Genomic DNA, 22,425 nt, shown 5'->3' on the forward strand with positions numbered 1-22,425 from the left:
ATGCGGCTGGGGCTGAAGCTGTTCCTGGGCTTCTTCCTGATCGTCGGCGTCGCCGCGTTCTTCGTGATGCGGGTGTTCGTCAACGAGGTCAAGCCCGGGGTGCGCCAGGCGATGGAATCGACCCTGGTGGACGCGGCCAACGTGCTGGCGCAGATGGCCGCCAGCGACCTGAAGGCCGGGCGCATCGACAGCGGCGCCTTCGCCCGCGACCTCGGCGCCGCGCAACGGCGCAACCCGCGCGCGATGGTGTGGCGCTTCCCCAAGCGCAGCGTCGATTACCGCGTCACCATCACCGATGCGGCCGGCGTGGTGGTGTTCGATTCGCGCGGCCAGGACCTGGGCCGCGACAACTCGCGCTGGAACGACGTCTACCGCACCCTGCGCGGCGAGTACGGCGCGCGCTCCAGCGCCGAGGGCGACGGCGACCCCAACCACACCGTGATGCACGTGGCCGCGCCGATCTACGACCCGGCCGACGGCCGCCGCCTGATCGGGGTACTGACCCTGTCCCAGCCCAACCGCAGCATCGAGCCGTTCATCGTCGCCAGCCAGCGCAGCATCCTGCTGCGCGGCGCCTGGCTGATCGGCATCTCCGCGCTGATCGGGTTGCTGATGACCTGGGGCCTGCTGCGCGGCATCGGCCGGCTCAACCGCTACGCGCAGGCGGTCAGCGCCGGCGAGCCGGTGCCGCCGCCGCCGCCGCGCCGCGACGAGATCGGCGACCTGGGCCGCGCGCTGGAGACGATGCGGCGCAAGCTCGAGGGCAAGGCCTACGTCGAGCAGTACGTGCAGTCGCTGACCCACGAGATGAAGAGCCCGCTGGCGGCGATCCGCGGCGCCGCCGAATTGCTGCAGGAGCCGCTGCCGGAGCCGGAGCGGCAGCGCTTCGTGCGCAACATCGCCGAGCAGCAGCAACGCCTCACCGAGACCATCGACAAACTGCTGGCGCTGGCCGAAGTGGAGCAGCACGGCTGGCTGCAGCGGCGCGAGCGGATCGTGCTGGCGCCGCTGTTCGCGCAGCTGGCCGAGGCGTTGGCGCCGCAGTTGCAGGCCGGCGGCCTGCGCCTGCAGGTGCAGATGCTCGACCCGGACCTGGCGGTTGTCGGCGACCCCTACCTGCTGCGCCAGGCCCTGCACAACCTGCTCGACAACGCGATCGGGTTCTCGCCGGCCGGCGCCGCGATCGTGTTGCGCGCCGAGCGCGACGCGGACGCGCGCGTCGCGCTGCTGGTGGAAGACGCCGGCCCCGGGGTGCCCGATTACGCGCTGGAACGGGTGTTCGAGCGCTTCTATTCGCTGGCGCGGCCGGGCAGCGGGCAGCGCAGCTCCGGCCTGGGCCTGCCGTTCGTGCGCGAAGTGGCGCGGCTGCACGGCGGCGAGGCGAGCCTGCGCAACTGCGAGAGCGGCGGCGCCATGGCGCGGTTGGCGCTGCCTGCGGGCTGAGGCTGCGTGCGTCGCGACTGAAGTCGCTCCCACGGGGGCGGATGCGCGCCTGAGCGGCTGTTTCGCTGCGGGAGGAGCTTGAGCCCCGAGCGGTATCCATCGCTGGAAGGTCTGGACACGGCGTTGGTCGCGGCTGAAGCCGCTCCTACAGGAAAGTGGGCTCGCGCGGGCTTGGCTGCATTCTGTAGGAGGGGCTTCAGCCCCGACAGATTGCCTGCGATGTGGTCTTGATTCGCTCTTCGCGAGGGATGCCGCTTCCAGGGGCGCATCGGGCCTGATGGGCGCACTGTGGGAGGGGCTTCAGCCCCGACGCGGCTGAGCGCCGAAAAACCTCGCGGCGGCCGCGACGGCTTTGACTTAGGCATGCGGCCACCTCCCGCAACCCGCCGCCCACTTCACACTCGCTTCAAATTCGCCTCAAACCCCGCACATGCGGGCGCGGCACCCTGGCGGCCTCCACCACCGAGGACCGTCGATGAAATCCCTGAAGCTTGTCCTGCGATTCGCCACCATCGGCGGATTGATCCTGTTGCTGCTGATCCCGCTGTTGATGATCCGCGGCACCATCAGCGGCCGCGAGCGCTATCGCGACGAGGCGGTCGAGCGCGTGTCGCAAAGCAAGGCCGGCGAGCAGCGCCTGCTCGGCCCGATGCGCGTGCTGCCCTGGTCGCAGGTGCGCGACGTCGCGGTGGTGGATGCCGACGGCAAGCGCACCGTCAGGCGCGAAACGGAAACCGGCTACGACCTGCAGACCCCGCGGCATCTGTCGATCGACGGCGAGATGAAGCCGTCGCAGCGCAGCATCGGCCTGTTCAAGGTGCAGGTGTACAGCCTGCACGCGCGGCTCAAGGCGCAGTTCGACGACATGGACTACGAAGAGATCGAGGGCCGCACCTACGGCCAGCCCTACCTGGTGCTCGGCATCGAGGACGTGCGCGGCCTGGTCGGCACGCCCAACCTGCGCGCCGACGGCAAGGCGCTGGGGCTGCAGCCCGGCGCGCTGGCGATGAGCGACGTCTCCAAGGGCGTGCATGCGGTGCTGCCGGCGCTGGCCGACGCCCGCCAGGGTCGGCTCACCGATCTGCACAGCGTGGAAATGGAATTCGTGCTCGACGGGACCCAGGCGCTGTCGATCGTGCCGGTGGGCGACGACAACCAGATCGCGCTGACCTCGCCGTGGCCGCATCCGCTGTTCGGCGGCCGCTTCCTGCCCAACGAGCGCCGCTTCGGCCCGCAGGGCTTCCAGGCCAGCTGGGCGCTGTCGTCGCTGGCGACCGGCGCACAGTCGCAGCTGGCGACCGGCAGCAGCGAGATCGATGCGCTGCGCGTGGACCTGGTCGACCCGGTCGACGTGTACACCCAGGCCGATCGGGCCAGCAAGTACGGCATCCTGTTCGTGGTGCTGACCTTCGTCGCCTTCGGCCTGTTCGAGCTGATCAAGCGCCTGCCGATCCATCCGCTGCAGTACCTGCTGGTCGGGCTGGCGCTGGCGATCTTCTTCCTGCTGTTGCTCAGCCTGTCCGAGCACATTGCGTTCTGGCAGGCGTATCTGATCTCGGCGGTGGCCTGCATCGGCCTGCAGTTCTTCTACCTGGCCGGGGTGTTGCGCAGCCGCGGCCGCGCCGCCGGTTTCGCCAGCATGCTCACCCTGCTGTACGGCGCGCTGTACGGGTTGCTGGCCTCCGAGGACAGCGCCTTGCTGATGGGCTCGCTGCTGCTGTTCGGCATCCTCGCCGCGATCATGTGGATCACCCGCAAGATCGACTGGTACGAACTCGGCGCGGCGCTGCGCTGAGCCGGTGCGCGACGAGGACGACGCCATGTCGACGCACATCCATCTGCACCGCCGCGTCCAGGCCCTGTTGCCGGACGCGTTGGACACCCGCGGCCTGCACCGCGGCAATGCCGGCGCGGCGCTGGCGCGCAGCGCGCAGGCGGCGCTGGTCACCGCCGCCGACCGCGGCGGCGCGCTGTGGCTGCGGTTGGGCGAACGCAGCCGCCAGGCGCTGGCCGCGCAAGGCCTGGCGTTCCTGGCGGCGGCGCTGCAGGCCCGCGCCGCCTTGCCCGGCGAGGCCGAGCCCTGGCGCTACTGCGCATGGCGCGCGCTGCGCCGCGATTCGGCCTGGGCGCCGGCTGCCGGGCAGGACGCCCAGCCGGCGCACGGACCCGGGTTCGTGACCTGGGAGGCGCAAGGCCGCGCGCGGCTGCTGGTGCTGCCGGCGCAGGCGGCGCTGCTGTGCCGCTGGTGGCGGTGAGCGTGCGCCGTCGCTGGCGCAAGGGGGGAAGCCGTATCCCCGCACCCGAAGGTCATGACAGGACGCAGGACCGGGCACGGACGCCCAGCGCCAGGACGGCGCCAGGAGTCGCACCGACCAGGGCATCGCCAAGCCGGCAGCGCCAGGGAAACGCCTGCGGTAGAGTTCACGGATGGACTCTCCGCTCTCCATCCAGCGCCTGCGCGGCGCGCAGATCGCTCCGTTCCTGGACGATGTGGCGCGGCTGCGCATCGCGGTGTTCCGCGACTGGCCCTACCTGTACGCCGGCGACCCGGGCTACGAGCGCGACTACCTGTCCGCCTACGCCGCCTCGCCGGACAGCGTGTTCGTGCTGGCGCGCGACGGCGACCGCGTGGTCGGTGCGTCCACCGGGCTGCCGCTGGGCGACGATGCCGAGGCATTCGGCGCGGCCTTCGCCGGCAGTGGCATCGCGGTGGCCGACGTGTTCTATTTCGGCGAATCGGTGCTGTTGCCCGAGTACCGCGGCCGCGGCGTCGGCCACGCCTTCTTCGACCATCGCCAGGCGCATGCGCGCGCGCTCGGCCGCTTCCGCCTGACCGCGTTCTGCGCGGTGGACCGCGACCCCGACGATCCGCGGTGCCCGCCCGGCTACCGCGGCAACGACGCGTTCTGGCGCAAGCGCGGCTACCAACCGCAGCCGTCGCTGCGCATGCAGTTGCCGTGGGAGGAACTGGACCGCGGCGAGATCCCGCACACCCTGACGTTCTGGACCCGTCCGCTGGAGCCCGCCGCATGAAGATCGCCGTCGCCAAGTACCCGATCGGTGCGCCGGTCGATTTCGCCGCCTTCGCCGACAAGCAGGCGGCCTTGATCGGGCAGGCCGCGCAGGCCGGCGCGCAGCTGGCGGTGCTGCCGGAATACCTGTCGCTGGAACTGGCCGCGACCTTCGCCGCGGCCGTGGCCGAGGACCTGCCGGCCTCGCTGGCGGCGATCCAGGCGCTGCATCCGCAGTACCTGGCGCTGTTCGCGCAGCTGGCGCAGCGGCACCGCCTGCACCTGGTCGCCGGCAGTTTCCTGCTGGCCAGCGGCGAGGGCCGCTACCGCAACCGCGCCTACTGGTTCGCGCCCGACGGCCGCCACGGCTGGCAGGACAAGTTGCAGCTGACCGGCTTCGAGAAGGCCACTGGCCTGATCGAGGGCGGCGACGCGCTGAAGGTGTTCGCGGCAGACGACGGCGTGCGCGCCGGTGTGGCGGTCTGCTACGACAGCGAGTTCCCGCTGCCGGTGCGCGCCCAGTACGAGGCCGGCGCGCGGCTGCTGGTGGTGCCCAGCTGCACCGACACCGAGGCCGGCGCCACCCGCGTGCGCGTGGGCTGCCTGGCGCGCGCGCTGGAGAACCGCCTCTTCGTCGCCCAGTCGGTGACCGCCGGCCTGGCCGAATGGAGCCCGGCGCTGGACGTGAACACCGGCGAGGCGGCGATCTACGCGCCGATGGACGCCGGTTTCCCGGCCGACGGCATCGTCGCGCAGACCCGCGGCGAGCAGGTCTGGGCGCTGGCCGAGCTGGACTTCGCCGCGTTCGAGGCCAGCCGCGCCCACGCCCAGGTCGCCAACGACCGCGACTGGCGCGGCCAGCTGGCGCCGGCCCTGGTGCGGGCAGAGTTGGGTAGCTTCGAGTAGGCGGCTGGTCGATCCGCGCGCAGGCGCGTTGGCTGGGCAGGCCGTCAACCGGCGCTGCGCCAGCGCGTGGCGGTGGCAGCGCCGCCAGCGCGGCCTTGCGCCCGATGTGGTCGCCGACATGGCCGACCGCGCCGAGCCCAGCGCTCGCGCGCCGGAAACCAGCAACGCGAACGGCGCTTGAAACGCCGCCAAGACCCGCGACGCAGCGGCATGCGCCGCGCCAGCACACGCCATCCGAACGCACGTTGCGTTCTGCTGTCGCCTCCCTCCATTGCCGACACCTTCCCCCGATGCCCAAGATCCTGCAGCCGCACGCCGTGCGCCTCGAATTCGCTCCCGGCGCCCTGGTCCACGCCAACCTGTCCGGCGCCGCCTGCACCGACGACTGGCTGTGGGTGGCCGGCGACGAGGCCTGCGCGGTCGACCGCCTGCACGCCATGACCCCGCTCGGCGAGGAAACGCTGCGCTTCGGCGAAGGCCGCAGCTTCGCCCTCGGCGATCTGCTCGACCTGCCCGGCGACCACGACGACGAGGCCGACCTGGAAGGCATGGCGCTGTCGCCGGGCTACCTGTGGGTGGTCGGCTCGCACGGCATGAAACGCAAGAACGCCAAGCCCGACCGCGACGACGCCGACAACGGCAAGCGCCTGGCCAAGCTCAAGCTCGACGCCAACCGTCGCCTGCTCGCCTGCCTGCCGATCGAGCGCGACGCCGACGGCGCGCCGCAGCTGGTGCGCGAAACCGCCGATGGCCGCCGCGCGCTGCGCCTGCAGGGCGACGCCAAGCACAACCAGCTCACCGAACTGCTCGCCGACGACCCGCATTTCGGCGCCTATCTGAAGATCCCCGGCAAGGACAACGGTTTCGACATCGAGGGCATGGCGGTGGACGGCCAGCGCCTGCTGCTGGGCCTGCGCGGCCCGGTGCTGCGCGGCTGGGCCGGGCTGCTGGAGATCGCGGTGGAGGCGCACCACGACCGCCTGCGGCTGCTCCCGCTGGACGGGGAGGGCACCCTGCTGCGCAAGCATTTCCTGCAACTGGGCGGGCTCGGCGTGCGCGACCTGCATTTCCATGGCGAGGACCTGTACCTGCTGGCCGGCCCGACCATGGTGCTCAATGGCGAGATCCGCCTGTTCCGCTGGCCCGGCGCGCGCGCGGCGCTGGCGGCCAACCGCGCGCCGGTGCGGTTCCAGCGCGAGCTGGTCAAGTCGCTGGCGCTGCCGCACGGCGAGGACAGCGATCGCGCCGAAGCGCTGTGCAACCTGCCGCCGGCGCTGACCGGCGGCGCGCCCGGCTGGCTGGTGCTGTACGACGCGCCGGGGCCGCAGCGCAGCGACGGCGAGTGCGTCGTGCATGGCGACCTGCTGCGCTAGCGCCTATCCCGATCGGGTGACAGGCCCTGCGTGAACCACCAGGGTTCTAGGCCTTTTGTAGGAGCGGCTTCAGCCGCGACGGGCATTACCGGTAGTGCCTGTCGCGGCTGAAGCCGCTCCGACAATGGAAAAGCCCAGGCACGGCGCCGCACTGCCTCTCCGGGCAATGCAAGGCACGGCGGGGTAAAATCGCCCGATTCCCGTTTGCTCCGAGCGTTCCATGGCCTGCCGCACCCGTTTCGCCCCCAGTCCCACCGGTTACCTGCACATCGGCGGCGCGCGCACCGCGCTGTACTGCTGGCTGGAGGCGCGCCACCGCGGCGGCGAGTTCGTGCTGCGCATCGAGGACACCGACCGCGAGCGCAGCACCCAGGCGGCGATCGACGCGATCCTGGACGCGATGGACTGGCTGGGCCTGGACTACGACCAAGGCCCGGTCTACCAGACCCAGCGCATCGCCCGCTACCAGGAAGTGGCCGCGCAACTGCTCGCCGCCGGCAAGGCCTATTACGCCTACGAGACCCGCGAGGAACTGGACGCGATGCGCGAAGCGGCGATGGCCAAGCAGGAAAAGCCCCGCTACAACGGCGCGGCGCGCGAGCAGAACCTGCCGCACCGCGACGATCCGAACCGCGTCATCCGCTTCAAGAACCCCGAAGGCGGCAGCGTGGTGTTCGACGACCTGATCAAGGGCCGCATCGAGATCGCCAACAGCGAGCTCGACGACATGGTGATCCTGCGCCCCGACGGCTACCCCACCTACAACTTCGCGGTGGTGGTGGACGACTGGGACATGGGCATCACCGAGGTGATCCGCGGCGACGACCACATCAACAACACCCCGCGCCAGATCAACATCTACGAAGCGCTGGGCGCGCCGGTGCCGAGGTTCGCGCACATGCCGATGATCCTGGACGAGCAGGGCGCCAAGCTGTCCAAGCGCACCGGCGCGGCCGACGTGATGCAGTACAGGGACGCCGGCTACCTGCCGCACGCGCTGATCAACTACCTGGCGCGGCTGGGCTGGTCGCACGGCGACCAGGAGCTGTTCGGCCGCCAGGAGCTGATCGACCTGTTCGACGTCAAGGACGTCAACTCCAAGGCCGCGCGGCTGGACATGGCCAAGCTCGGCTGGGTCAACCAGCATTACCTGAAGACCGACGACCCGGCCACGATCGCGCCGCAGCTGGAGTACCAGCTGGCCAAGCTCGGCATCGACCCGGCCGCCGGCCCGGCCGCCGCCGACGTGGTGCTGGCGCTGCGCGAGCGCGTGCAGACGCTGAAGGACATGGCCGAGAAGGCGGTGGTCTGGTACCGGCCGCTGGAGAGCTACGACGAGGCGGCCGTGGCCAAGCACCTCAAGCCCGGCGCCGAACTGGCCCTGGGCAAGGCGCGCGAGCTGCTGGCCGCGCTGGAGCAGTGGAGCGTGGACGCCGTCTCGGCCGCGCTGCACGAGGCCGCCGCGGCACTGGAGATCGGCATGGGCAAGGTCGCGCAGCCGCTGCGCGTGGCCATCACCGGCACCCAGGTCAGCCCGGACATCTCCTACACGGTGTACCTGGCCGGGCGCGAGCAGGCCTTGAAACGCATCGACGCCGCGCTCATCAAGATCCCAGCGGGAAGCTGATTCCCCGGAGAACCGCCATGTCCAGCAAGAAGACCGCCTGCACCGAGCCGCACCACCACGTCCACGACGCCGACGACTTCGTCAAGGTGGTGGAGCGGGTGAGCCGCGAACGCGGGCTGCGGCTGACGCCGATCCGGGCCAACGTGCTGCGGCTGATCGCCGAGGCGGCGCGCCCGGTGAAGGCCTACGAACTGCTGGAATGGGTGCGCGAAGGCAAGAGCGTGGGCGCCGACGCGCCGCCCACCGTGTACCGTGCGCTGGATTTCCTGATGGCCAACGGCTTCGTGCACAAGCTCGAGTCGGTCAACGCCTTCGTCGCCTGCCACCATCCCAGCAGCGCCCAGCACTCGGTGCCGTTCCTGATCTGCGACCGCTGCCACAGCGCGGTCGAACTGGAGGACCGCGACGTGGTCGCGCAGCTGGAACAGCGCGCCAAGGCGCTGGGCTTCCAGCCGCAGGCGCAGACCCTGGAAGTGCATGGCCTGTGCGCGCGCTGCGCGGGGTCGGCGAACCTGTGAATCTGCAGGGCCTGTTCCGCCATTCCATGGCCTCTGCTGCGTAGCGTCGGCAGGGCGCCGGGTCGCTCCTTCGACCCATGCGCAACCGCCTTGCGCAGGCGACGCAGGGCGACCGGCCGCATGGCCCCGATCGCACGCGTGGCGATTGATGCGCGGGGCTTCCAGGCCTATGTGGGCTGCGCCGGCTGGTGGTGGCGCGCGAGCAGGCCTAGAGTCGGGCTACACCCCAGCAAGGAGTCCCCCATGAACCTGTTCGCCACCGCGATGTCGTTGTCGATGACGGCCGCTGCCGTGCCGGGCGAGGAAGGCAAGCCGATCAAGGTGACCAGGGCCGGCACGTCCGCCTCGGCGAAGGGGCCGGCCGACTACTTCACCGGCAGCGTGCGCATCGACGCGCCGTTCCATACCGACGCCCCGGCGCGCGTGGGCGGCGCCACCGTCAGCTTCGAGCCCGGCGCGCGCACCGCCTGGCATACCCATCCGCTGGGTCAGACCCTGATCGTCACCGCCGGCGTCGGCCGCGTGCAGGAATGGGGCAAGCCGGCGCAGGAAATCCGTCCCGGCGACATCGTGTGGATCCCGCCGGGCGTGAAGCACTGGCATGGCGCCACGGCGCAGGTGGCGATGACACACATCGCGATCGCCGAGTCGCTGGACGGATCGCCGGTGGCGTGGCTGGAGCAGGTGTCCGACGAGCAGTACCGCGGCGGGTGACGGCGGCGTTCCAGCGAACGGGCGATCGCGCGCGCGACGACGGCGCGGGCGGGTCGTCGTCACCGGCGCCGGCCGCGTGCGCACAGCGCCGTCGCTGCGGCGAAGGCCACCGTTCGGCGCGTCGGCGTGGCGAAGAAGCGAGGGATGGGCGCGAATGCCGCCTGGCGTCCGCGCAACGGCAGCGGTCTGCCGGTCAGGCCGGCGCGTCGCCGCTGGCCGCTCGCGCGTGACCGTCCGCCGCCGCGCGCAGGCAGCGGACCAGATGCTCCGGGGAGAACGGCTTGGCGACCACCGGCAGGTGGCGCAGGTCCTCGCGGATGCCCTGCAGCCCATAGCCGGTGGCGAACACCAGCGGCAGGCCGCGAGCGCGTAGCGCCTCGGCGACAGGGAACACCTGCTGCCCGCCGATGTTGACGTCGAGCAGGGCGATGTCGAACCCGCCCTGTTCGACCGCCTGCAGCGCCGCCGGCACCGTGGCCACGTTGGCGATCACCTCCCAGCCCTGCATGGTCAGGATGCCCTCGATCATCATCGCCACCAGGCTCTCGTCCTCGACGATCAGGACGCGCAGGGGTTCGGTCGGTTGCATCGAGGCGTTCAATTCAGTGGGAAACGCATGCGGCAGCGCATGCCGCCAGGCGCGAAGGCGAACTCGACGTTCCCGCCGAGTTCGCTGGCGATGCAGCGGTCGATGAAGCGGGTGCCGAAGCCGCGCGTGGCCGGCGCCGCCACCACCGGGCCGCCGGTCTCGTGCCAGGAAAGGGCGAAAGCGCCGGCGTCCACCGTCCATTGCAACTCCACCTGCCCCGATTCGCACGACAGCGCGCCGTACTTCGCCGCGTTGGTCGCCAGTTCGTGCAGCACCATGCACAGCGCGAGGGCGATGCGCGGCGACAGCACCGCTTCCGGTCCGTTGCGGCGGATCCGCTCGCGGCCGGCGAGGGCGTAGGGCTCCAGCTCGGTCTCCAACAACTCGTCGATTCCCAGGCCGGTCCAGCTGCGCCGGGTCAGCAGGTCATGCGCCTTGCTGAGCGCGAGCAGACGCCCCTGGAACTTGTCCAGGAACTCGCTGGGCTCGGGCGAGGCGCGGAAGGTCTGGAAGGCGATCGATTGCACCGAGGCCAGGCTGTTCTTGACCCGGTGGTTGAGCTCGTGGATCAGCGCCTGCTGCTCTTCTTCGGCGCGTTTGCGGGTGGTGATGTCGACCAGCATGTTGACCGCGCCGATGACCGTGCCGTCCTCGTCGCGCAGCGGGGTCGGGAACGGCATGAAGGGCACCCGGGTTCCGTCGGGGCGCTCTGCGATCGCCTCCACGCCGCGGATCTCGCGCTGTTCCCTGAGCGCGACGGCCATCGGGCACTGGTCGTGCGGCAGCGGCGTGCCGTCGGCTTCGTACAGGCGCCAGGTCACGCACCATTCGTCGCTGCCGAGCACCGGCCGGCGGCCGGAAAAGTCGATCGCCGCCTCGTTGAAGAAGGTGATCTTGCCCTGGGCGTCGGTCATGTAGATCGCCGCCGGGAGCGCGTTGAGGATCTGCCGCAGCTGGTGCTCGCGCTCGCGCAGCGCTTCGTTGGCCAGGTGCTGTTCGGTGACGTCGACGGTGAAGCAGCGGGTGTTGACGAACGCACCATTGGCGTAGCGCGCGTTGGAGGTGATCTGCACGTGGCGGATCGAACCGTCGCGCGCGCGCAGGCGCGCGCTGCGCTTGTCGATCTTCTGCCCGGCGAGCAGGTCGCGCAGGATCTGCTCGATCACGTCCGCATCGACGTGGAAATCGCGGATCGAGCGCCCGACGTACTCCTCGGCCGGGTAGCCCAGCAGGTCCAGTTCGGCCTGGTTGGCGCGCACGATCGTGCCGTCGCCGGCCACCAGGTGCAGCCCGACCGCGCAGTTCTCGAAGAAGTCCTCCAGGTCCCGCTGGTATTGCCGGTTCTTTTCCTCGGCGCGCTTGTGCTCGGTGACGTCGCGGAAGCAGTTGACCGCGCCGGTGATGCGGCCGTGGCTGTCGCGCAGCGCCTCGATGTCGACCATCACGGTCCTGCGCGAGCCATCCTCGTGCGCCACCACGACTTCGCGGCCATGGCAGGATTCGCCGGTCAGCAGCGCGGTGGCCATCGGCGTGCGCTCGTGCGGCAACCATTCGCCGTTGGCCAGGAACAGGCGGTGCGCGCCGCAATAGCGCTCGTGGCGATCGCCCAGTCGCGGCGCGCGTCCCCACAGCCGGGCGGCGTGGCGGTTGTAGCGCAGGATGGTGCCGTCGACTGCGCAGACGTAGATGCCGGCGGGGATGGCATCCAGGACGCCCTGGTCGGCCTCGGCCAGCGCCTGCAGGCTGTTCGGCCGGTACAGCTCGTCGGGGGTGTCGACCATCGGTTCGACGGTGACGGACATGGGCAGGGGTATCTGGAAGTAGAGGCCAAAGTCTAGTCAGTTCCGGGTGTGTGTGCCCTTCACACGGCTGCAAGGCCATCCCCGCCGCGGCGCGCGTCCCTCGGGGCCGGCAGCGGCGGGACCGGCGCCGGCGGCCTGCGGGAACGGTGGCGCCGGCCAGGCTCGAGGGCCGCCCGTGGGAGCGACCAGGCCAGCCGGGCACGGCCGATGGCCGAGGGCGATGCGGCGTCCGCGCCGAGCGGGATTGCGCTCGGGCCGGCGACGATCCGGCGCCCGCGGTCGGTCAGCGGGATGTCTCGACGAACACCGGATTGGAGTAGAACCACAGGTCCTGCCAGGGATCCTCTCCGGCCACGTCGGCCAACGGAACGGTCTCGGCGGTGCTGGTGCCGCGTACGCGCACGAAGCCGCCCTGCGGCGGGACCGGCAGCTCCCAGGACACCGATCGCCACGGGCCGTCGCTGCGCCATTCGTCGGCGCCGAAACGCTTGGTCTGCATCTGCGGCCGGCCGTCCGCGTCGCGCGTTCCCACGATCAGTTCGATGTGCCGCAACGCCGGGCGCTGGCCGTTGGAGTTCGGCTGCGCGGGCTGGCGCACCTGCAGCCATACCCGCATCGTGGCGCCGGCCGGCACGGCCAGGGTGCCGCCCATCGTGGCGCCGCGCCCGCCGCCGCCGGCGGCCTGCACCGTCAGCTCCAGCGCGTCGATCAGCTCGCCGGTGACCGCGAACATCCGGCCCTCGCGCAGGCCGTCGAGGATGTCGGTGGCCTCGTGCCGGGCCCACACGTAGGTCTTGCTGTACTGCCCGGGATCGAAGTCGCCGCCGCCGTCGCGCAGGTTCACGTGCGAGTCCGAGGTCGCGGTGATCCAGAACCGCCGGCCCTGCGCCAGCAGTGAGTCCCACACGCCGCCGACCTGCGCGGTCATCTGGTCGAAGCCGCCGAACGTGGGCGCGGCATCGTTGCGGTACAGCCCGCGATGGACGGGGACGGCCTGGTGCCCGGGCGCGCCTTCCATGCCGACCAGCACCCGGGGCGCGGCATCGTGCCAGGCGCGCAATTCCGCCGGGTCCACGTCGCCCCAGCGGCCGACGCCGGTGGCGGTGCGCGAGGGATGGTTGACGAACATCAGCGGCGGCGCCGGCAGCGTGCGCATGTACGCCAGCGCGGCGAGCATCAACCGGCCATCGTCGCGGCTGCCCGGTTGCAGGGGCTCGGCGCGGCTGTAGTCGCGCTCGATCGCCATCTGGTGCTCGCGCTCCTGCGGCCCCGGCGCGATGATCAGCGAGGCGTGCTCGGCGGCCGGCACGTCGAACTCCATGCCGTGGAACTGGATCAGCGCCGGCACCTCGCGCCTGGCCTGCAGCAGCGCCGGCCAGGCCTGGTCGCGGCTTACGGCCGAGTGGCCTGGGCCGCCGTGGTCGGTATGCACCATCCAGCTCAGGCCATGGGCCAGGGCCTGGCGGGCGTTGCGCGTGCGCGAGTAGGGCGAGTCACCGCCGCGGATCGGCGTGGGCGGGGAGGTGGAGTGGTCCCAGTCCACGCTCCACTCGCTGTGCACGTGGTGGTCGCCGGCCTGCCAGCGGCGGCCGTCGTCCTTGTCCGCGGCCTGGGAGAAACCCGGCCACGCGATGAGCGCCGCGAGCGGCAGCAGGGTCAGGATATGCATCGGAATCTTCCTTCGTTCTTCGGCGGCGGCGCCGTCGGCGCGTAGGCGCGCATGGGCGCGCGTGGACGCATGGGCGGCCGTGGCGGTCGTCGGGACCGCCACGGCCGGGCGATGCGCCTGCGTCAGAAGTCGGCGCGGATGCCCAGGCTGACGCGGCGGCCGGAGCGCTCGTACATGGTCGGGAACGACGGATCCATCGTGTAGCCGGTGGTCTCCTCGTCGGTCATGTTGATGCCCTTCAGGCTGATCTTGACGTTGTCGGTCAGGCGGTAGCCGATGGAGACGTCCAGCTGGCCGTACGCGTCCCGCCAGATCGGGTACATGTCGTAGCCGATGGATTCCACGTACTCGTCCTTGTGGTTGTACGACACGCGCGCATCGAAGCGGTCGTTCTCGTAGTACACGGTGAAGTTGTAGGTCTTCTCCGACAGGCCCGGCATCGGCGTGCTGATGCCCAGGTCGGACTCCCCGGCCAGCGAGCTGTCCAGCATGGTGTAGTTGGCGTTGATGCCGAAGCCGTCCAATGCGCTGTGCAGCGCGCTCAGCGGCAACTGCGCGATCAGTTCGACGCCGTCCACGTCGTAGCTGCCGTCGGCGTTCACCGGCTGGTAGACGTCGAAGTCGTAGTAGCCGTTGAGCGTGCCGTTGGCGTTGTACACCGCCACGTCCTGGACCACGCTGGTGAGGGAGTTGACCACCACGCCGTCGATCTTCTTGCGGAAGTACGACGCCGCCAGCAACCCGCCGTTGTCCAGGTACCGCTCCAGGCCGATTTCCCACTGCTTGGCGTAGGTGGGCAGCAGGTCCGGGTTGCCGTCGGTGAAGCGGAACGAGCTCCAGCTGGCGGTGCGCTTGTAGGCGATGTCGGTCAGCGCCGGGCGGATCATGGTCTTGGACGCCGCCGCGCGCAGCAGCAGGCCCTGGGACAGTTCGGCGGTCATGTTCAGGCTGGGCAGCACGTCGTCGTAGCCGCCCTTCTTGGAGACCGGCGTGTCGGTGTAGCCGGTGGTGCCGTTCGCGTTCTGGACCTGGTGGTAGCCGAAGGACAGCACCGAGGTGTCGACGTAGCGCGCACCGGCGTTCACCGACACCGGCACCCGGCCCAGGTCGAAGGCCAGGTCGGCCATCGCATACAGGCTGGTCACTTTCTCGTCCACGCGGTAGTACTGGCCATCCTCGAACGGCGTGACGAAACCCGGATAGCGGTAGGCGCCGCGCGCGTAGTCGTTGGAGACCTGCATCCAGTCCAGGTCCTTCACGCTGTAGGCGCCGCCGGGGACGATGTCGCTGATCCACTGCAGCGGATTGTCGGCCAGGGTGCGGGTGTTGACCCATGAGGTGTTGCCGGCGCCGGGCCCGGTGATCTTGCGTTCGCCGTAGTTGCGCTCCTTCGACTTGTCGGTGTAGCGCGCGCCGAACTGCACCTTGTGCAGCGCCGGCAGGAAGGCCAGGTCCAGGGTCTTGCCGAAGTCCAGCTGCGCGGCGTACTTGTCGTCGGTGACCTTTTCCAGCGTGGTCTCGTAGGCCTCGAACAGGTACTTGTCCGAGGCGTCGTACATGTCGATGCTGCCCGGGCTGGCGCTGGGCACGGTCTCGCCGCTGTTGCCGGTCCAGCGCGTGCGCGAGGGCGCGTAGGCGACGTGCTTGAGGTTGGAGTAGTCCAGGGTCTTCTCCGCGCCGGAGTAGCCGAGCATCGCGTCGAGGTTCCAATCCTCGCCCTTCCAGTCCAGCGCCACGCTGTACTGGCTGTAGTCGGTCTTGTTGATGCGTTCCTTGCTCAGGATCTCGTGCTGGGTGGCGGTGTAGGACACGTCGCGCAGCACCACCATGCCGTACTCGGACAGGGTGGTGGCGTCGTATTCGTGGATGGTGCCGAGCGTGCTGCGGCTGGACGCGGAGTAGGCGGCGGCGTCGTACTCGTCCTCGGTGGTGTCGTAGGCGCCCACCATCGCGTCGAAGGTCAGGCTGAAGTCGTTGCTGGGCCTGTACTGCAACGAGGCGGTGGCGCCCCACTTGTCCTGCTCGTTGAGGTAGACGCGGTCGCCGACCTTGTCCTGGAACACGATCAGGTTGGTTTCGTCGGTGTCGGTGCGGTCGCGCACGACCACCCCGGCATCGCGCGCCAGCACCGCGGCCGCCTGCGTGCCGCGGGAGCCCGATGCGCCCAGGAAGCGCGACAGCGGGCGGAAGTTGATGCCGGAGGTCGAATCGGTGCGGTTGGTGCGCTTGGCCTTGGAGAACGACGCCAGCGCGCCCCAGTCGCCCCAGGTGTCGCTGGCCAGGAACGAGAACTTGGGATCGGTCTCCTCGGAAATGGAGTTGTACGCGCCTTCGGCGGAGGCCACCAGCTTGCGGCCCTGGTAGTCGAACGGGCGCGCGGTGGAGATCTGCACCGAGCCGGCGATGCCGCCTTCCTCGTCGGCGGCGGTGGGCGACTTCTGCACCGTCACCTGCTGGATGATCTCCGAGGCGAAGATGTCGAACTCCACGTCGCGCCCGCCGCTGCCGGAGGCGGTGGCCAGGTTGTTGATCGACACGTGGGTGTACTCGGACGGCAGGCCGCGCACGTTGACCTTGCTGCCCAGGCCCTTGTTGCGCTCGATGGTCACGCCCGGCATGCGCTGCAGCGCCTCGGCCAGGTTCTGCTCCGGAAAGTCGGCCACGTCGGTGGCGACGATGGAGTCGGAGAAGCCGATGGTCGAGCGCTTGATGTCCACCGCCTGCTCCAGGCTGCGGCTGTAGCTGCCGACCACCTCGATTTTCTCCAGTTCCTGCAGCGGAGCCTGTGCCTGCGCCCGTGCCTGCGCGGGGGCGGCGGTGTCCGGCAGCGCCCGGGTCGTCGGCGGCGCCGCGGCCGGCGCGCCCGGGGCGTCGGCCTCGATGGTCACCGTGGTGGCGTTGAGGTAGCGATAGCGCAGCCCGGTCCCGGCGAGCAGTTGCTTGAGCACCTCTTCGGGCGGCAGCCCTGCGGGAATGGCGCGGGTGTGCGGGTTGCCGGCGGTCTGCGTGCTGTAGACGAACTGCAGCCCGGTCTGGCGCGACAGCGCGTTGAGCGCGCGGTCCAGCGGTTGCGAGGGGATGGCGTCGGTGGCGATGCGGGTTTCCTGCGCGGTCGCGGTGGCGGTGGCGGCCTGCAGGGCAAGGGCGATGGAGAGGAACAGGATTCGGCGCATCGTAGGGTCCAGTGGGGTGGTGACGGGCGTGGCGCGGCGGGATCGTTCGCGCATGCCTGACTACGAGGGAGACGAATGCGGGTCGGGTACCGCTTTTCCGATGAATTTTTTTTGACACCGCCGCTGGGGCGCTGGCGGTGGCGGTGCGACGGCGCGGTGCGGCAGCCAGGCCGGGCACCGGTCGAGGCGGGCGCCGGACGAGCGCGATCGCCAGTGCCCGCGCCGGATTCAGGGCCGATGTGCCGGCGCGCCCTCGCGTGTCGTGGCCTGTCCCGGTCGCGCCGGGCGCGCTCATCGGCGACGAGCTGGACATGCGATTCCGCTGCGCCGCCGAGCAACGCGAGCGGTCGGTCGTCGGGTGCCCTGCCGTTGGCGCTTGGCGGCTCGGCGACCATGCAACTGCGTCGCGACACCACCCGGAGGCGCTCCTGAAAGTGCGCCCCCGCTGCAGATGCCCGAGTCGGAAATGCTCCGACGTTCCAGCTAAGTGCCGTAGCCGCCGAAGAACACCTGCAGCGCGCGCTGCGTCGCCTCGCGCAGGTAATCCGGCGATGGGTTCTTCAATGCGCCGAACAGGCAGGGCATCAGCGTTTCCGCTTCCAGCAGCCCGGCCAGGTGGCGGGCGGCGGTGGTCGGGTCGGCACGGCGCAGCAGGCCCCGCTCCATCTGTTCGTGCAGGTAAATGCCCAGGCGGCTCATGCCGTGGTCGGGGCCGCTCTCGAAGAACAGCAGGCCGATGTCCGAGCGGCCGGAGACGCCGATGATGGTCTGCCACACCTGCACCGACTGCTCCGAGCACAGGAACGCCAGGGCGTCCTCGCCCAGGCGCTGCAACGCGGTCGGCAGATCGTCCCGGGTCTGCATCAGCGCGGCCAGGAGCGGGTCCATGAAGCGCTCCGCGACGCTGTGCGCCACCGCCACGAACAGCTCTTCCTTGGACGGGAAATAACCGTACAGGGTGCGTTTGGAGCTGCCGGCGCGGCTGGCGATCTGGGTCATCGAGGCGCCCTCGAAACCGGCCTCCAGGAACACTCCGGCCGCTGCTTCGACGATCGCCTCGCGTTTGGCTTCGGTCCTGACGCGCATCGCTCTGCCACGGGAGAAGAGGCTTAAGTATACCGGGAGGGCAGAAATGGTTGACGGCCCCGAACCGCGTGATTAGTATACCGAACCGTACCGTTTAGATTGATTCCTCCTGCCTGCGTCCCATCCGGAGATTTCCTCGTGCGTCCTGTCCTGTCCTCTCGTCTATCGCCGGCCCTGGCCGTGGCGGCCACCCTGCTGTTGAGCGCCTGCGGTTCGCCCCCGGGCGGCCCGCCGCCGGAGGAGGGGACGCCGCAGATGGGCGTCGTCACCGTCGCCACGCGGCCGGTCGCGCTGACCACCGAGTTGCCGGGGCGTACGCTGCCGTACCTGATCGCCGATGTACGGCCGCAGGTGAACGGCATCATCCAGGCGCGCAAGTTCCGCGAGGGCGGCGAGGTCAAGGCCGGCGAGACGCTGTACCAGATCGATCCGGCCACCTACCGCGCCAGTTACGACAGCTACGTGGCCGCGCTGGGCAAGGCCCAGGCCACGCTGCGCAGCGCACGACTGAAGGCCGAGCGCTACGGCGAACTGGTCAAGGTGTCGGCGATCAGCAAGCAGGACAACGACGATGCCGCCGCCGCGCTGGGCCAGGCCGAGGCGGATGTCGCCGCGGCCAAGGCCAACGTGGAGAGCGCACGCATCAACCTGGCCTATGCGCGGGTGGATGCGCCGATTTCCGGGCGCATCGGCAAGTCCAGCGTGACCGCCGGCGCGCTGGTCACCGCCAACCAGTCGACCGCGCTGGCGACGATCCAGCAGCTCGATCCGATCTACGTCGACGTCACCCAGCCCAGCGCCTCGCTGCTGCGGCTCAAGCAGGCGCTGGCCGCCGGCGAGCTGGAGAAGGCCGACGCCACGGCGGCCAAGGTGAACCTGCTGCTGGAAGACGGCAGCGCGTATCCGCTGCAGGGGCGGCTGGAATTCTCCGACGTCACCGTCGACCAGGACACCGGCTCGATCACCGTGCGCGCGGTGTTCCCCAATCCGAACGCGGACCTGCTGCCCGGCATGTACGTGCGCGCGGTGCTGCAGGAGGGAACGAAGGACCAGGCGATCCTGGTGCCGCAGCAGGCGGTGTCGCGCAACGGCGCGGGCAAGCCGACCGCATACGTGGTCGGCAGCGACCACAAGCTGCAGTTGCGCGTGCTGGAGACCGATCGCGCGGTCGGCGACCAGTGGCTGGTGCGCAGCGGGCTCAAGCCCGGCGAGCAGCTGGTGGTCGATGGCCAGTCGCGGGCGCGGCCCGGGGCGACGGTCAAGACCGTGCCGTGGCAAGCGAATGCCGCCACTGCAGCTGCGGCGCCTGCCGCGGCCGCCGCGGCCGCGCCGCGCGCGGCGAACTGAGGCGCTGGACCGTCATGGCACGCTTCTTCATCGACCGCCCGATCTTCGCCTGGGTCCTTGCCATCATCGTGATGCTGGCCGGCATCCTCTCCGTGGCCACACTGCCCATCGCGCAATACCCCAGCATCGCGCCGCCCGCCGTGGCGATCACCGCCAACTATCCCGGCGCCTCGGCCAAGACCCTCGAGGACACCGTCACCCAGGTCATCGAGCAGAAGATGAAGGGGCTGGACCACCTGAGCTACATGGCCTCCACCAGCGAGTCCAGCGGCCAGGTCACCATCACCCTGACCTTCGACAACGGCACCGACCCGGACACCGCGCAGGTACAGGTGCAGAACAAGCTGTCGCTGGCCACGCCGTTGCTGCCGCAAGAGGTGCAGCAGCAGGGCGTGACCGTGACCAAGTCGGCGACCAACTTCCTCAACGTGCTGGCCTTCACCTCCGAAGACGGCAGCATGAGCGATTCGGACCTGTCCGATTACGTGGCCGCCAACGTGCAGGAAGCGATCAGCCGCGTCGAAGGCGTCGGCGACACCACCCTGTTCGGCTCGCAGTATTCGATGCGGATCTGGCTGGACCCCAACAAGCTGAGCAATTTCAGCCTGACCCCGCTGGACGTGAAGAACGCGGTCCAGGCGCAGAACGCGCAGGTCTCGGCCGGCCAGCTCGGCGCGTTGCCGGCCGCCGCCAACCAGCAGCTCAACGCGACCATCACCGCGCAGACGCGGCTGAAGACCGCCGCCGAGTTCGAGGACATCTTGCTGCGCACGCAGTCCGACGGCTCGCAGGTGCGCTTGCGCGACGTGGCCCGGATCGAGCTGGGCAGCGAGAGCTACAACACCGTCGGCCGCTACAACGGCAAGCCGGCCGCCGGCCTGGCGATCAAGCTCGCCACCGGCGCCAACGCGCTGGACACGGTCAAGGCGATCGACGCCAGCATCGCCGAGCAGGAGAAGTTCTTCCCGCCGGGCATGAAGGTGCAGAAGCCGTACGACACCACCCCGTTCGTGCGCATCTCGATCGAAGAGGTGGTGCGCACGCTGATCGAGGCGGTGGTGCTGGTGTTCCTGGTGATGTACCTGTTCCTGCAGAACTTCCGCGCCACGCTGATCCCGACCATCGCCGTGCCGGTGGTGCTGCTGGGCACGTTCGGCGTGCTGGCCGCGTTCGGTTTCACCATCAACACGCTGACCATGTTCGCGATGGTGCTGGCGATCGGCCTGCTGGTCGACGACGCCATCGTGGTGGTGGAGAACGTCGAGCGGGTGATGAGCGAAGAGCATCTGCCGCCCAGGGAAGCCACGCGCAAGTCGATGGGGCAGATCACCGGCGCGCTGGTCGGCGTGGCCCTGGTGCTGGCGGCGGTGTTCGTGCCGATGGCGTTCTTCGGCGGCTCCACCGGCGTGATCTACCGCCAGTTCTCGATCACCATCGTCGCGGCGATGACGCTGTCGGTGCTGGTGGCGATGGTGCTGACCCCGGCGCTGTGCGCGACCCTGCTCAAGCCGGCCAAGCAGCACGGCATGGCCACGACTGGATTCTTCGGCTGGTTCAACCGCGTGTTCGATCGCGGCAACGGCCGCTACCAGGGCATCGTGCGGCACATGCTGGGCAAGGGCTGGCGCTACATGATCGCCTACGCGGTGGTGTTGGCGCTGGTCGTGTTCGGCTTCATGAAGCTGCCCGTCGGCTTCCTGCCGGACGAGGACCAGGGCACGCTGTTCGTGCTGGTGCAGTTGCCGCCGGGCGCCACCGCGGCGCGCACCGATGCGGTGATCCACCAGGTCGAGCAGCATTTCCTGGTCGATCAGAAGGACTCGGTGGCCGGCATCTTCGCCGTATCCGGTTTCAGTTTCGCCGGCAGCGGGCAGAACGTGGGCTTCGCCTTCGTCAAGCTGCGGCCGTGGGACGAGCGCACCGGCAAGGGCCAGAGCGTGACCGACGTGGCGGCCAAGGCGGGTATGTTCTTCGCCGGCATCCGCGACGCCAAGGTGTTCGCGTTCGCGCCGCCGGCGGTGTCGGAACTGGGCAATGCGACTGGCTTCGACTTGATGCTGCAGGACCGCGCCAACCTCGGCCACGCGGCGCTGATGCAGGCGCGCAACCAGTTGCTGGCCGAGTTGTCGCAGGACAAGCGGCTGGTCGCGGTGCGTCCGAACGGGCAGGAGGACACGCCCGAGTTCAAGCTGGACATCGATCCGCACAAGGCGGAGACGCTGGGCCTGTCGATCTCCGACATCAACAGCACGTTCTCCAGCGCCTGGGGCAGCACCTACGTCAACGACTTCATCGACAAGGGCCGGGTCAAGAAGGTGATGCTGCAGGCCGATGCGCCGTACCGCATGCTGCCGGAGGACATCGACCGCTGGTACGTGCGCAACAGCGCCGGCACCATGGTCGCGTTCGGTTCCTTCGCCAAGGCCAGCTGGACCACCGGTTCGCCGCGGCTGGAACGCTACAACAGCGTGCCGTCGGTGGAGATCCTGGGCATGGCGATGCCGGGCGCGGCGTCCAGCGGCGAGGCGCTGGCCATCGTCGAGGCCGCGGCGGCCAAATTGCCGCCGGGCATCGGCTACGAGTGGACCGGGCTGTCGCGGCAGGAGAAGGCATCCAGCGGCCAGACCGGCATGCTGTACGGACTGTCGATCCTGATCGTGTTCCTGTGTCTTGCCGCCCTGTACGAAAGCTGGGCGATCCCGTTCGCGGTGATCCTGGTGGTGCCGCTGGGCGTGTTCGGCGCGCTGCTCGGCGCGGTGCTGACCTGGAAAATGAACGATGTGTACTTCCAGGTCGGCCTGCTGACCACGATCGGCCTGGCTTGCAAGAACGCGATCCTGATCGTGGAGTTCGCCCGCGAACTGCACGACAGCGGCAAGGGCCTGATCGAATCGGCGCTGGAAGCGGCACGCATGCGCTTGCGGCCGATCCTGATGACCTCGCTGGCGTTCATCCTCGGCGTGGTGCCGCTGGTCCTGGGCAGCGGCGCCGGTGCCGGCGCGCAGCACGCGCTGGGCACCGCGGTGATCGGCGGCATGCTGTCCGGCACGATCCTGGCGATCTTCTTCGTGCCGCTGTTCTTCGTGCTGGTGTGCGGCCTGTTCAAGCGCCGCGCTGGCGGCAACCCCGACGACCCGTCCGCCGCGCGCGTCGCGGAAGGAGCCTGA

The 22,425-nt window shown here is 70.0% G+C and carries 16 protein-coding genes; 11 read left to right on the forward strand and 5 right to left on the reverse strand.

What is annotated here, in order from left to right:
- From creC to OCJ37_RS06985, 9 genes are all read left to right on the forward strand, one after another.
- The gene (gene creC, locus OCJ37_RS06945) at positions 1 to 1,443 is read left to right on the forward strand and encodes a two-component system sensor histidine kinase CreC (protein WP_263112941.1); all 1,443 of its coding nucleotides are present in this window, start codon (positions 1 to 3) and stop codon (positions 1,441 to 1,443) included.
- A 475-nt stretch (positions 1,444 to 1,918) separates the two neighbouring features.
- Positions 1,919 to 3,238 (forward strand): cell envelope integrity protein CreD, encoded by a 1,320-nt coding sequence (gene creD / locus OCJ37_RS06950; protein WP_263112942.1) that lies wholly within the window; start codon positions 1,919 to 1,921, stop codon positions 3,236 to 3,238.
- A 25-nt stretch (positions 3,239 to 3,263) separates the two neighbouring features.
- Positions 3,264 to 3,698 carry a hypothetical protein gene (locus tag OCJ37_RS06955; protein WP_263112943.1) on the forward strand — a complete coding sequence of 145 codons (435 nt, stop codon included), beginning with the start codon at positions 3,264 to 3,266 and terminating at the stop codon, positions 3,696 to 3,698.
- A 172-nt stretch (positions 3,699 to 3,870) separates the two neighbouring features.
- Positions 3,871 to 4,476, forward strand: a complete 606-nt coding sequence (locus OCJ37_RS06960; RefSeq protein WP_263112944.1) for a GNAT family N-acetyltransferase — start codon at positions 3,871 to 3,873, stop codon at positions 4,474 to 4,476.
- Positions 4,473 to 5,360 carry a carbon-nitrogen hydrolase family protein gene (locus OCJ37_RS06965; protein ID WP_263112945.1) on the forward strand — a complete coding sequence of 296 codons (888 nt, stop codon included), beginning with the start codon at positions 4,473 to 4,475 and terminating at the stop codon, positions 5,358 to 5,360. The genes OCJ37_RS06960 and OCJ37_RS06965 overlap by 4 nt, the downstream gene beginning before the upstream one ends.
- A 290-nt stretch (positions 5,361 to 5,650) precedes the next feature.
- On the forward strand, positions 5,651 to 6,733 hold the full coding sequence (locus OCJ37_RS06970) for a DUF3616 domain-containing protein (RefSeq protein ID WP_263112946.1): 1,083 nt from the start codon (positions 5,651 to 5,653) through the stop codon (positions 6,731 to 6,733).
- Between the two features lie 220 nt (positions 6,734 to 6,953).
- Positions 6,954 to 8,360, forward strand: a complete 1,407-nt coding sequence (gene gltX, locus OCJ37_RS06975; protein ID WP_263112947.1) for a glutamate--tRNA ligase — start codon at positions 6,954 to 6,956, stop codon at positions 8,358 to 8,360.
- A gap of 17 nt (positions 8,361 to 8,377) precedes the next feature.
- Complete coding sequence (locus tag OCJ37_RS06980; protein WP_263112948.1) at positions 8,378 to 8,878, forward strand: transcriptional repressor; 501 nt, start codon at positions 8,378 to 8,380, stop codon at positions 8,876 to 8,878.
- Positions 8,879 to 9,121: 243 nt separating this feature from the next.
- Positions 9,122 to 9,592, forward strand: a complete 471-nt coding sequence (locus tag OCJ37_RS06985) for a (R)-mandelonitrile lyase (RefSeq protein WP_263112949.1) — start codon at positions 9,122 to 9,124, stop codon at positions 9,590 to 9,592.
- A gap of 193 nt (positions 9,593 to 9,785) precedes the next feature.
- Here the strand turns inward: OCJ37_RS06985 and OCJ37_RS06990 are convergent, their stop codons facing one another.
- The 5 genes from OCJ37_RS06990 to OCJ37_RS07010 all read right to left on the reverse strand — a co-directional run bounded on the left by OCJ37_RS06990 (position 9,786) and on the right by OCJ37_RS07010 (position 17,911).
- Positions 9,786 to 10,181 (reverse strand): response regulator, encoded by a 396-nt coding sequence (locus OCJ37_RS06990; RefSeq protein WP_317633219.1) that lies wholly within the window; start codon positions 10,179 to 10,181, stop codon positions 9,786 to 9,788.
- Between the two features lie 8 nt (positions 10,182 to 10,189).
- The gene (locus OCJ37_RS06995; RefSeq protein ID WP_263112950.1) at positions 10,190 to 11,983 is read right to left on the reverse strand and encodes a sensor histidine kinase; all 1,794 of its coding nucleotides are present in this window, start codon (positions 11,981 to 11,983) and stop codon (positions 10,190 to 10,192) included.
- 283 nt (positions 11,984 to 12,266) lie between these two features.
- Positions 12,267 to 13,652, reverse strand: a complete 1,386-nt coding sequence (locus OCJ37_RS07000; RefSeq protein WP_263112951.1) for a hypothetical protein — start codon at positions 13,650 to 13,652, stop codon at positions 12,267 to 12,269.
- A 122-nt stretch (positions 13,653 to 13,774) separates the two neighbouring features.
- Positions 13,775 to 16,825, reverse strand: a complete 3,051-nt coding sequence (locus OCJ37_RS07005) for a TonB-dependent receptor (RefSeq protein ID WP_263112952.1) — start codon at positions 16,823 to 16,825, stop codon at positions 13,775 to 13,777.
- Between the two features lie 483 nt (positions 16,826 to 17,308).
- Entirely contained in the window at positions 17,309 to 17,911 is a 603-nt protein-coding gene (locus OCJ37_RS07010) for a TetR/AcrR family transcriptional regulator (protein WP_263112953.1), read from the reverse strand.
- A 138-nt stretch (positions 17,912 to 18,049) separates the two neighbouring features.
- Here OCJ37_RS07010 and OCJ37_RS07015 point away from each other — a divergent pair, with 138 nt between their 5' ends.
- Positions 18,050 to 19,258: an efflux RND transporter periplasmic adaptor subunit gene (locus OCJ37_RS07015; RefSeq protein ID WP_263112954.1), complete on the forward strand. Its 1,209-nt coding sequence runs from the start codon at positions 18,050 to 18,052 to the stop codon at positions 19,256 to 19,258.
- Between the two features lie 14 nt (positions 19,259 to 19,272).
- Positions 19,273 to 22,425: an efflux RND transporter permease subunit gene (locus tag OCJ37_RS07020; protein ID WP_263112955.1), complete on the forward strand. Its 3,153-nt coding sequence runs from the start codon at positions 19,273 to 19,275 to the stop codon at positions 22,423 to 22,425.

The organism is Xanthomonas sp. AM6, assembly GCF_025665335.1.
Lineage (GTDB): Bacteria > Pseudomonadota > Gammaproteobacteria > Xanthomonadales > Xanthomonadaceae > Xanthomonas_A.